General features: G+C 70.9%; 13 protein-coding genes. 5 read left to right on the top strand and 8 right to left on the bottom strand.

The annotated features are described in order from the left end of the window. From ADL03_RS26310 to ADL03_RS26295, 4 genes are all read right to left on the bottom strand, one after another. Positions 1-660 (bottom strand): PPE domain-containing protein (locus ADL03_RS26310; protein ID WP_157529245.1); only part of this gene is annotated, 660 nt, incomplete at its 3' end. Then, positions 660-968, bottom strand: coding sequence for a type VII secretion target (locus tag ADL03_RS26305; protein WP_053736221.1), 309 nt, complete (start codon positions 966-968; stop codon positions 660-662). The genes ADL03_RS26305 and ADL03_RS26310, both read right to left, overlap by 1 nt. Before the next feature lie 32 nt (positions 969-1,000). After that, a complete protein-coding gene (locus ADL03_RS26300) occupies positions 1,001-1,534 on the bottom strand; it encodes a YbaB/EbfC family nucleoid-associated protein (protein ID WP_053736220.1) in 534 nt (177 codons plus the stop codon). 144 nt (positions 1,535-1,678) lie between these two features. Then, a complete protein-coding gene (locus tag ADL03_RS26295) occupies positions 1,679-2,053 on the bottom strand; it encodes an FKBP-type peptidyl-prolyl cis-trans isomerase (RefSeq protein WP_053736219.1) in 375 nt (124 codons plus the stop codon). Between the two features lie 170 nt (positions 2,054-2,223). Between ADL03_RS26295 and ADL03_RS26290 the strand changes: the two genes are divergently transcribed. Together ADL03_RS26290 and ADL03_RS26285 are read left to right on the top strand one after the other, a co-directional pair. Continuing rightward, positions 2,224-3,039: a trypsin-like serine protease gene (locus ADL03_RS26290; protein WP_053736231.1), complete on the top strand. Its 816-nt coding sequence runs from the start codon at positions 2,224-2,226 to the stop codon at positions 3,037-3,039. A 78-nt stretch (positions 3,040-3,117) separates the two neighbouring features. After that, positions 3,118-5,064 (top strand): beta-propeller domain-containing protein, encoded by a 1,947-nt coding sequence (locus tag ADL03_RS26285; RefSeq protein WP_053736218.1) that lies wholly within the window; start codon positions 3,118-3,120, stop codon positions 5,062-5,064. Positions 5,065-5,104: 40 nt separating this feature from the next. Here ADL03_RS26285 and ADL03_RS48755 read toward each other — a convergent pair whose 3' ends face one another. Next, on the bottom strand, positions 5,105-5,863 hold the full coding sequence (locus ADL03_RS48755) for an EI24 domain-containing protein (protein WP_053736217.1): 759 nt from the start codon (positions 5,861-5,863) through the stop codon (positions 5,105-5,107). Positions 5,864-5,998: 135 nt separating this feature from the next. On the opposite strand from ADL03_RS48755, the gene ADL03_RS48750 reads away from it, so the two are divergent. Together ADL03_RS48750 and ADL03_RS26270 are read left to right on the top strand one after the other, a co-directional pair. Further along, positions 5,999-7,273 (top strand): helix-turn-helix domain-containing protein, encoded by a 1,275-nt coding sequence (locus ADL03_RS48750; protein WP_053736216.1) that lies wholly within the window; start codon positions 5,999-6,001, stop codon positions 7,271-7,273. A gap of 88 nt (positions 7,274-7,361) precedes the next feature. Continuing rightward, positions 7,362-7,652, top strand: a complete 291-nt coding sequence (locus ADL03_RS26270; RefSeq protein ID WP_197288665.1) for a hypothetical protein — start codon at positions 7,362-7,364, stop codon at positions 7,650-7,652. On the opposite strand, the gene ADL03_RS26265 is transcribed toward ADL03_RS26270, so the two are convergent. After that, positions 7,649-8,368, bottom strand: a complete 720-nt coding sequence (locus ADL03_RS26265; RefSeq protein ID WP_197288664.1) for a GNAT family N-acetyltransferase — start codon at positions 8,366-8,368, stop codon at positions 7,649-7,651. The genes ADL03_RS26270 and ADL03_RS26265 overlap by 4 nt on opposite strands. 228 nt (positions 8,369-8,596) lie before the next feature. On the opposite strand from ADL03_RS26265, the gene ADL03_RS26260 reads away from it, so the two are divergent. After that, positions 8,597-8,977, top strand: a complete 381-nt coding sequence (locus ADL03_RS26260) for a hypothetical protein (protein WP_053736214.1) — start codon at positions 8,597-8,599, stop codon at positions 8,975-8,977. Here the strand turns inward: ADL03_RS26260 and ADL03_RS26255 are convergent. After that, on the bottom strand, positions 8,948-9,874 hold the full coding sequence (locus tag ADL03_RS26255) for a YihY/virulence factor BrkB family protein (RefSeq protein WP_053736213.1): 927 nt from the start codon (positions 9,872-9,874) through the stop codon (positions 8,948-8,950). The two genes, ADL03_RS26260 and ADL03_RS26255, sit on opposite strands and share 30 nt — an antisense overlap. Next, positions 9,861-10,049, bottom strand: a complete 189-nt coding sequence (locus tag ADL03_RS26250) for a hypothetical protein (RefSeq protein WP_053736229.1) — start codon at positions 10,047-10,049, stop codon at positions 9,861-9,863. The genes ADL03_RS26255 and ADL03_RS26250 overlap by 14 nt, the downstream gene beginning before the upstream one ends. Positions 10,050-10,070: the final 21 nt, after the last annotated feature.

Genomic DNA, 10,070 nt, shown 5'->3' with positions numbered 1-10,070 from the left:
CTTCGAGATCGCCGTCACGGCCTGCGCCACGATCACGGGCGTGCCGAAGCCGAGCGTGAACACGGCCTCCAGCACCCACGTGATCAGCTTGCCGACGAGGTCGGCGATCAGGTCGCGCACCATCTCGCGCACGAAACCGACGACCATGCCCATCACGCCGACGACCGTGCCGATGGAACCGGCGGTCGAGGCGGCGCCGGAGAGCGCGTCGAGCTGGCCGCCGGCCGCGGCGCGGTAGGCGTCGGCGGCGGGGCCGGTCCACGGGGAGGTGGCGTCGACCGCGGACTTGTACTCGGTGGCCACCTTGCCGAGTTCGGCCGAGACGTTCTTCCACGTCGTGGAGTACGACTCGATCACCGGCGGGTTGCCCAGCCAGTCGAGGGCTTCCTTCAGCGGCTGCATGTGTTCCATCAGGAACGACGCCGCGGACGACAGCAGGGTGCCGAACGGGTCGATGGCCATCGAGGCGGCGTCGGCGGCCAGGCCGAGCACGCCGAGGCCGCCCTCGATCCAGTTGCCCTCGGAGATGCCGTTGTAGGCGTCCATCGCGGACTCGGCGATGGAGATGCCCGTCGCCCAGCCGTTGTCGCCGGTGCCCTTGTTGAAGAAGCCGGACGGTTCAGCGGGTGCCTGCGCCACCAAGGGGTTCGGTGACGACATCAGGCGCCGCCCTTCAGCGTCTGGACGATGGAGTCCTCGACGGCCTGGTAGTGCTTCGCGGTCTCGTCGATGCGCTTCGCGGTGGCGTCCATCGCCTCGGCGACACCCTTCAACGCGTCCATGCCCCACTGCTCCACGGGGTCCAGCAGCATCCGGAACGGCTGGCAGATGATGCCGTAGGCGTCGGTCGGCATCGACACGGTGTTGGCCGCGTCGACCGCCCCCTGCAGGCGTCCGTGCAGGCCCTCCAGGGCCTTCGCGTGCGCTTCCAGCACGTCCGACGTGACGTTGAAACCACCGGCGGTCATCGAACCCCCTCAAGTTCGAGCAACGGACAAGGTCAGGAGAGCACGGACTGCCCGCCGAAGTCGTCGTCGTCATCCGACGGCGGACGGCGGCGCGGCGGCGGAGGGGGAGGCGTGGGGCGGGACGGCGGTGCGTCGTCCCCCACCCGGAAGTTCAGCTCGTTGGAGCGGTTGTACGGCGAGGGCGGCGGGTCCTCTGGAGGCGGCGCCGGGAAGTTCTTCTTGGCCTCGTTGAACAACACGTTGGCGGTCTCGTCCTGCGTGCCGATCGTCTCCGCCATCGCCGCCTGCAGCAGCTCGGGGATGCGGGACTGCGCGCGCTGCAGCAGCTTCATGATCTCGGCGCTGACCTCGGCCATGCGGCGGCCGGCGGCGGACTCGTTGATCACCAGGTGCTGCAGGATGCCGTTGGACCCGATGGTGAGCTCGACGGCGCCGTCGGAGGACCGCTCGGAGATCGTCATCCCCTGCACGCGCGTCGCCATCTCCTGGTAGCGCGCTGCGCGTTCCTGGACGTTCCTGTCCCAGTTCGCGAGCATCTGCTCGGACCCGGCGATGTCCTCGGGCACCGGACTTCCTCCCCTGCTGCTGCGGCGGACTCAAAGGATGACGCAGCCGGTGGCGGTGCAGTTCCACCCACGCGGCAATACGTCCGGACAGACCAATGGCGTTCCGCCGGTCGAGCCAGCGGAACGCCACCGGGTCAGCGTGCGTCAGCCGACCTGCAGCAGGTCGACCACGAAGATCAACGTCTCGTTGGGCTTGATCACGCCACCGGCGCCGCGCGCGCCGTAGCCCAGGTGCGGCGGGATGACCAGCTTGCGGCGGCCGCCGACCTTCATGCCGGCCACGCCCTGGTCCCAGCCCTGGATGACGCGGCCGCCACCGAGCGGGAACATGAACGGCTCGCCGCGGTCCCAGGACGCGTCGAACTGCTCACCGGTCGAGTGCGAGACGCCGACGTAGTGCACGACGACGCGCTGACCGGGGGTGGCCTCCTCGCCGTCACCGACGGTGATGTCCTGGATGAGCAGGTCGGCCGGCGCCGGGCCGTCGTGCGGGTCGACCTCGGGCTTCGTGGGGGCCATCACAAACTTCCTCTCGGAACGGGGGTGTTCGCGCCCGATCCAATCACGCGTGCACGGGGACGGCCGAATGGCCTACGAAGACCGGCCCTTGCCCGTCTCGCAAATCCCTGTTGATCCTTGAACCAATCCCGTCCCTGCAGCGGGAGCACAACAGAAGAAGGAGAATGATCATGGCGGCAACCCTGCACCGCCTCCGGTCATGGCTGGGCGCGGCACTGGTGGCGGCAACGCTGCCGATGGCGTGCGTCAGCGTGGCGGAAGCTGCTCCGACCCCTCCCACGACCGACGGCGAGGTCGGCGCGCAGATCGTCGGTGGCACGCGCGCGAGCACGTCCACCTACCCCTTCGTCGTCTACCTGGCGACCAGCAGCGGGTTCCAGTACTGCGGCGGCACGCTGGTGGCGCCGAACAAGGTCGTCACCGCCGCGCACTGCACCGTGGGCGACTCGGCCTCCGCTGTCCGCGTCGTGGCCGGCCGCGACGACAAGAACTCCACCGCGGGCACCGTCGCCCGCGTCACCCGCATCTGGATCCACCCCAGCTACACCGACGTGACCCGCGGCTACGACGTCTCGGTGCTCACCCTCGACCGCAACCTCTCCCAGACCCCGATCGCGTTCGCCACCTCCGCCGACAGCGCGCTGTACGCGGCGGGCACCAGCTCGACCATCCTCGGCTGGGGCACCACCTCCAGCGGCGGATCGGCCTCGCGCTACCTGCTCAAGGCCACCGTGCCGCTGACCAGCAGCTCCACCTGCAGCAGCGCGTACGGCAGCGACTTCAACGCCACGCACATGGTCTGCGCCGGCTACGCGCAGGGCGGCACGGACACCTGCCAGGGCGACTCGGGTGGCCCGCTGGTGGCCGGCGGCAAGCTGATCGGCATCACGTCGTGGGGTGAGGGCTGCGCCGCGGCCGGCTACCCCGGCGTCTACTCCCGCGTCTCCACCTACGCCACGCAGATCCAGCAGCAGATCAGCTCCTGACCACCGCCGCCCAGACGTCGGAAGGGGTTGCTGCAACGGCGGAGCAACCCTTTCCGGCCCCGGTTCCGTCCTGATGGCATGAACGGCAGGAAGCTGTTGACCGGTGTCGCCGTGGTGGCCGTCGCCGGAGTCTGTGTGAGCTCCACCGTGCGGGACGAGAGCTTCGCGCCACCGGTCGCGGACCACGGCCCGGTGCGCCTGGTCGCGTTCGACTCGTGCGACAACGCGGTGAAAGAGCTGCGCAACGCCATGGCCCCGTACGTCACCGCGTTCGGCATCGGTGGCCGCGGACGGGACTTCATGCTGTCGGCGGACGGCATGGCCGCGGACTCGTCGGCCGGTGTCGCGCAACGCGAAGCCGTGCCGAAAGCCGCCACGCCACCCGCCGAGCAGCAGAACCACTCCACCACGAACGTCCACGAGCAGGGCGTCGACGAGCCCGACCTCGTGAAGACGGACGGCACACGCGTCGTCTCCATCACCGACGGCAAGCTCCGCGTGATCGACGTCGCTCGCCGCTCGATCACCGGCACGCTCGACCTCGGCGACCGGCGCGCCTCCCAGCTGCTGGTGTCCGGCGACCGCGCGCTGCTCGTCGTCGAGAACCCGGTCGTGGTCCTGGACCCCGGCTTCGCACCGGACCGGCCGCAACCGCGGGACGGGCTGTCCGGCAGCGAGATCGTGCTCGTGGACCTCAAGGCGCTCAAGGAGATCGGCAGCCTCAAGACCGACGGCTCCTACCTCGACGCCCGCCAGGTCGGCGGCACCGCCCGCGTCGTCGTCCGCTCCTCGCCACGCCTGCCGTGGGTGTACCCGAGCCAGACGGCCAACGAGGCGGGAGCGTTGCGGCGCAACCGGGAGATCCTGCAGAGCGAGCCGATCACGTCGTGGCTGCCGCGCTACGAGCTCGTCCAGAACGGCACCAGGTCCAGCGGCACCCTGGTCGACTGCGCGAACGTCAGCCACCCCGTCGTGCACGCCGCGTCGTCATTGCTGACCGTGCTCACGTTCGAGCTCTCCGGTCAGCTCGGCACCGGTCAGCCGGTCTCGATCGTGGCCGACGGCGACACCGTCTACGGCACCGGCCGCAGCCTCTACGTCGCCGACGACCACCGCCTGCTGCCGGAGATGCCGGGCAAGCCGCACCTCCCGCGCCCGGTCACCACGGCGGTCCACCAGTTCGACATCAGCCGCTCCGGCCCGCCCCGGCACGTCGCGTCCGGCGAGGTGTCCGGCACGCTGCTCAACCAGTACTCGCTGTCCGAGCACGAGGACGTCCTGCGGATCGCCACGACCTCGGGCACCGCGGCGCCGTGCTGCCGGCGCGGGGGAAGCGTTGCGCAGCAACCACCGCCACCCACCGAGAGCGCCGTCACGACGCTGCGCCGCGACGGCACCCGGCTCGTCCAGGTCGGCCGCGTCGACGGCCTCGGCAAGGGCGAGCGCATCTACAGCGTCCGCTTCATCGGCCGCATGGGGTACGTGGTCACGTTCCGCCAGACCGACCCGCTCTACACGCTCGACCTCAGCGATCCCCGGCAGCCCAGGGTGACCGGCGAGCTGAAGATCACCGGCTTCTCCGCCTACCTGCACCCCGCGGGCGACGGGAAGCTCATCGGCGTCGGCCAGGAGGCGACCGAGAAGGGCCGCACGACCGGCACCCAGGTGTCGTTGTTCGACGTCAGCAACCCCTCGGCACCGCGGCGCCTGTCGCAGTTCCACCTGCCCGGCTCCAGCTCGGAGGCGCAGTACGACCCGCACGCGTTCCTGTTCTGGCCGCAGGACGGCACGCTGGTGGTCCCGGTGACGAACCAGGAGACCTACCAGAACGCCACCTCGCTGGTGCTCAAGGTGGAGGGCGGTCAGCTGCGCGAGACCGGCCGGATCATCGAACCGGAGTCGCAGAACTACGGCGGTGCCCGGCGCACGGTCCTGATCGGCGACCAGCTGTGGTCGCTGTCCGCGGCGGGCGCACAGGTCACGGCACGCAACGGGCTCACTCAGCAGGCCTGGCTGCCGTTCTAGGTGACGGGTGGGGGATGACGACGCGCCGCCGGCGAAGTCCCTACATCCGCGCGGTGCGTTCCCCGGCGAGCAGCTGGTGCGACAGCACGGTTCCGCCGGCCATCGCCGCCGGGATCACGATCAGCGCGGCCAGCGGGATCAGGCACAGCAGGTAGGTGGGCACGGCGAACCCGAGCACCAGCGCGCGGCGGGTGGCGAGGATGCGGCGGCGCTGCTTGAACGACCGGCCGCGGCGGGTGAACGGGATGCCGGTGAGCTCAATGCCCAGCAGGTAGGCGTTGATGAACACGGCCAGCACCGGGATCACGGTCTGCCCGACCACGGGGATGAACCCGCCCAGGAACAGCGGGATCGCGAACAGGACCGACGTGCCCACCAGCAGCACCGTGCCGCCCAGGCCCACCAGGAACCCGCGCCAGAACCCGACCTGCTCCGCCTCGGGCACGCCGCCGAGCTCGTCCTCGACCTCCTCGGCGATGTACTCGTAGAACGGTCCGCCGATCATCAGCGTGATGGCGGTGAACAGCAGCACGCTCAGCCCGAGCGTCGCCACGACCACCGAAATTCCGATGGCGACCTGGACGACACCGCGCCAGGTGTCGCTCCACGAGTCCGCGAACCCGCCGAGCCACCCGGCGACCGAGTCGATGTTGCTGAACAGCAGCGTCCAGCCGGTGATCATCAGCACCACCGTGAGCACCGCGGGCAGCGCACCGACCAGCACCCGCTTGGGCGAGCTGAACACCAGCCGGAAGCCGCGCAGGAGCAGTCCGAAGCCGGCACCGAAGTCCTTGATCACGCGCGCGAGGATAGTCGGCCCGCACCGGCCGGACGTGCGATACGGGGAGTGAGCGGGACCTTCGGGACCTTTTTGAGACAAGGGGGCAGCGCGAGGTCCTGCGGGCAGGGCATCATCGGGCCGGGAGGCGTCGAGGTGAGCACACCGGCTGACAACGCCGCCGTCGTCCCGGACGGGCCGCTGCCGCTGCTGCCGCCCGCCGTCTGGGAGACGGCGGAGGTGCGGGACGCGGTCGCCGCGCAGTCGCCCGGCACCGTGGTCGCCGCCGCGCGCAAGGCGCACGGGCTGCGGCAGGACGAGCTCGGCGCGCTGGCCGGGTTCTCCCAGTCCGCGATCTCCCGGCTGGAGTCCGGCAGCAACATCGCCTACGACCTGCGCGTGCTCAGGGCGCTGCAACGGCTGCTCGGCATCCCCGCCCACCTGCTCGGTCTGGCCGACCGCACGGTTCCGCTGCGTGCCGGTGCGGCCGGGCTGGACATGGCGGAAGACCTGGTCGTGGGCGTGGAGGGCAAGGCGTTGTGCGCCGCCGCCGTCTTCGGTGCGCGGAGTGCCGACGCCGTCAGCCAGCTGCTGGTGCTGCGCCGGATCGTCAACGACGCGCACAACTGGCGCGGCACGGGTGCGTTGATGCCGGCCGTGCGCGGCATGTACGACTTCATCGACGTGCTGCGCCGCAACGCGCGCGGGGAGGTTCGTCGGCGGTTGCTGGGCACCGGTGCGATGTACGCCGAGTTCTACGGCTGGCTGCACGAGGAGAGCGGTGACCTGCGCGGTGCCGGCGCGTGGACGTCCCGCGCGCTCGAACAGGGGCAGGCGGCGGACGACCGCGACGTCGTGGCGTACTGCTTCGTGCGGATGAGCCAGCTCGCCGAGGCCGACGGCGACGACGACCGCGTGATCGGCCTGGCGCGCGCGGCTCAGCGGGAGACCGGCGTGAGCCCGGTCGTGCGCGCGATGGCGTTGCGCCAGGAAGCACGCGGGCTGGCGCGCGCGGGCCTGGAGGCGTGCCTGCCGCGGTTCGACCTCGCGCGGACCCTGGTGCGCAACGCCGAACGGCCGCGGTCGGACGAGTACTCCATCGGCTACAGCTTCACCAAGCAGCACGTCGAGCTGCAACGCGCCGCGAGCCTGGCCGACCTCGGCCGCCACCGGCAGGCCATCGACGTGTACGGCGCGATCAGGTGGAGCCACGTCTGCCAATGGGAGCAAGGCGTGCACACTGCAAAGCTCGCCTATGCGCACGCGATCACCGGTGACGTGGAACGGGCCGGCGAGCTCGGGTTCGCCGCGCTGGACCTGGCGCGCGCCACGGGATCAGGGCTGATCGTCACCGAGCTGGCGAAGCTCGGCCGCTGGACGCGCACGCCGGTCATCGCCGAGGTGACCGCCGAGGCCGCCCGGCTGCGCTGACCGCCCTCCGCATGCGGGTTCCGCATACGCGACCCGCAATCGGTGTGCGCCCCTCCCCATTTCCGGCCGCACACCGCACGATTCGAAGGTGATCGACGCTGATGAAGGCACGAGCGCCAACGAACACACCGAAGCGCGCATGCCGGTGTTGCTGGTCCGCAAGCGTGCGGGCGGCGTGGGCGAGGCGCAACGCACGTGCCACCTCGTCCCGATGCCCGGCGACGACCACACACCGGCGGCACTCACGGCGTACTGCGGCGAGCTCATCCGCCGCGGCGAGGCGGAGCTGCTCACCCGGCCGTCCGGCATGCCGTGCGTCGGCTGCCTGTTCCGGGTTCCCGTGCCCCGCACCGCCGAGCGGAACCACGACTGGTCCTAGGCGTCCTCGGCCGACGCGATGCAGGCGGTGCCGATCCGCCGGAACCCGATCCGCTCGTAGACGCGGGCGATCTCCTCGCTGCCCGCCGACAGGAACACCAGCGTGGCGCCCCGGTCCAGGGCGTCGCGGGCCAGCGCCGCGGTCACCGCGCCACCGAGGCCACGGCGTCGTGCCGCCGGCAGCGTGCCGATGCCCACGACCTCGACGACGTCACCGGCCCGTTGCGCGGTGCCGACCGCCAGCACGCCCTCACCCGGCAGGTCGGCCACCGCGTGCCGGTGCCGGGTGCTCATCGGGGTGGCCGTGGCCAGCGCCGCGTCCCGTTCGGCCGCACCGGCCTCGCCCACCGCGGTTCCCGGCGAGGAGAACGCGAGCATCGCCACGACGCTGACCTCGACCGGCCGCGTGTCCAGCACCCGGACGTGCGGATGCGGTTCGGGCAGCTGGTCCGGGTCCAGCACCATCAGCGGCGCCTCGAGCACGTCCATGCCCGCCTCCCGAGCCGCTTCGAGGAGGCCCGGTGTCGTCTCGTGCACCCATTCCAGGGCTTCCGGTACACCCAGCGACCGCTGGTGTTCCCGCATCGCGACCACGTCCGCGGTCGTCGGCCGGCCGCCGGGGAACCGCGGCCGTGCGTAGTAGGGGTAACCGTCGCCCGCCTGGAGGAACAGCGTCAGCTCGCCGTGTTCCTCAACGCGAGATCCCGGTCGGGGCACAGAGTCGTAAAACTGCTCGAGAACATCCCACACGGGGGAGCAGGTTAGTGCTGCGATCGTCGGCCGTCGCCCCATATTCCGACGGTCAGGTGGGTGCATCGCGGCGCCGGCCCCGCGTCCTCGTACTGGTTGTACGGGGGCGCGGGGCCGGTGTCGCGAGGTGCCCCGCTGAGCGCCGGATGATGAGGTGATGGCCGATGGTCGCAGCACTTGGCTACCTTTGGCGGTATGACCCACCGCTTTTCGCGTCCGCTCGCGGGGATCCTGGCTCTGCTGCTGGCGCTGACGGCGTGCGGTGACGACCGGCAGGACCGGTTCGCGAGTCCCGGTGCGCCCAAGACCTCGCCCAGCGGCAAGTTCGTCGCGCACGCCGAGAGCGCGAGCGAGGTCCGGGTGACCGACCGCAACGGCGGTGACGTGTTCCGCAAGTCCTACGAGTACGCCACCAGCCACCGGGCCGACGGCATCGGCGTGGTGTGGCTGTCCACGAAGGACCAGCTGTGGGTGCTCGTGCCCAACGACGGGACCGAGCGCATCGAGCCCGGTCCCGACGGTGAGTGGCGTGCGACGAAGGACGAGCTACCGAGCGAGATCACGCGGCTCGGGTGAGGCGTCCTCCGGGTCGGCGCCCTCCTCGATCCGGCGGCCGCGCTCCAGCTCCGCGTCGAACTCGGCACCGAGCAGCACCGCGATGTTGGAGATCCACAGCCACACCAGGAAGACGATCACACCACCGAGCGAGCCGTACGTCTTGTTGTACGACGCGAAGTTCGCCACGTAGACCGCGAACCCGACGGTGGCCAGCGCCCACAGGACGATCGCGAGCAGGCTGCCCGGCGTGACCCACCGGAACCCCGGCTGCCGCACGTTCGGCGCCGCCCAGTAGAGCACCGCGAACGCGAGGCTCACCAGCAGCAGGATCACCGGCCACTTCACGATGTCCCACACGGTGACGACCGTGTCGCCCAGCCCGAGCCAGTTGCCCACGGTGTCGGCGACCCCGCCGGTCAGCACCAGCGCGCCGAGCGTGAGCGAGATCAGCACCACCGAGCCGAGCGTCAGGACGAGCCGCAGCGGGATCGTCTTCCAGATCGGCCGGCCCTCCTCGACGTCGTACACGGCGTTGGCCGCGCGCATGAACGCGCCGAGGTAGCCCGACGCCGTCCAGAACGCGGTCAGCAGGCCGATGATGCCGAGCAGCCCGGCCGCGCCGGACCCCTTCTGCAGCTCCTCGATCGACGACTTGATCAGGCCACCGGCCTCGCCGGGCGCCACCTCGTCGACGTACTTCAGCAGCTCCTGCGTCGTCGTCTCGCCGAGCAGCGCGAGCACCGAGGTGAGCACGATGAGACCGGGGAACAGCGACAGCACCGCGTAGTAGGTGAGCGCGGCCGCCCAGTCGGTCAGGTTGTCGTCGTTGAACTCCTTGACCGTGCGCTTGAGCACGCCCCACCAGGCGCCCTTGGACAGCTTGGCGGGGCTCTCCGGAGCCTTACCTGCGGGCACGGCGCCGCCAGCTCCACGAACGCGTACCCGTGCCGACCCCGGCCAGGTGCAGCGCCAGCAGCAACAGTCCGAGCGTCACGAGCGTGTTCAGGGTGATCGCTTCGCCGAGCGAGATGTTCGCGAGATCGAACAGCAGGGCGAGGCCGAACGCCACTGCGGCTGCGATGGCCAGCATGTGATCCTCCACCTCATCGGT

This window comes from Nocardia sp. NRRL S-836, from assembly GCF_001279525.1.
GTDB lineage: Bacteria > Actinomycetota > Actinomycetes > Mycobacteriales > Pseudonocardiaceae > Lentzea.
The sequence above is the reverse complement of the archived record's forward strand: the minus strand, read 5'-3'. Positions and strand labels throughout refer to the sequence as shown.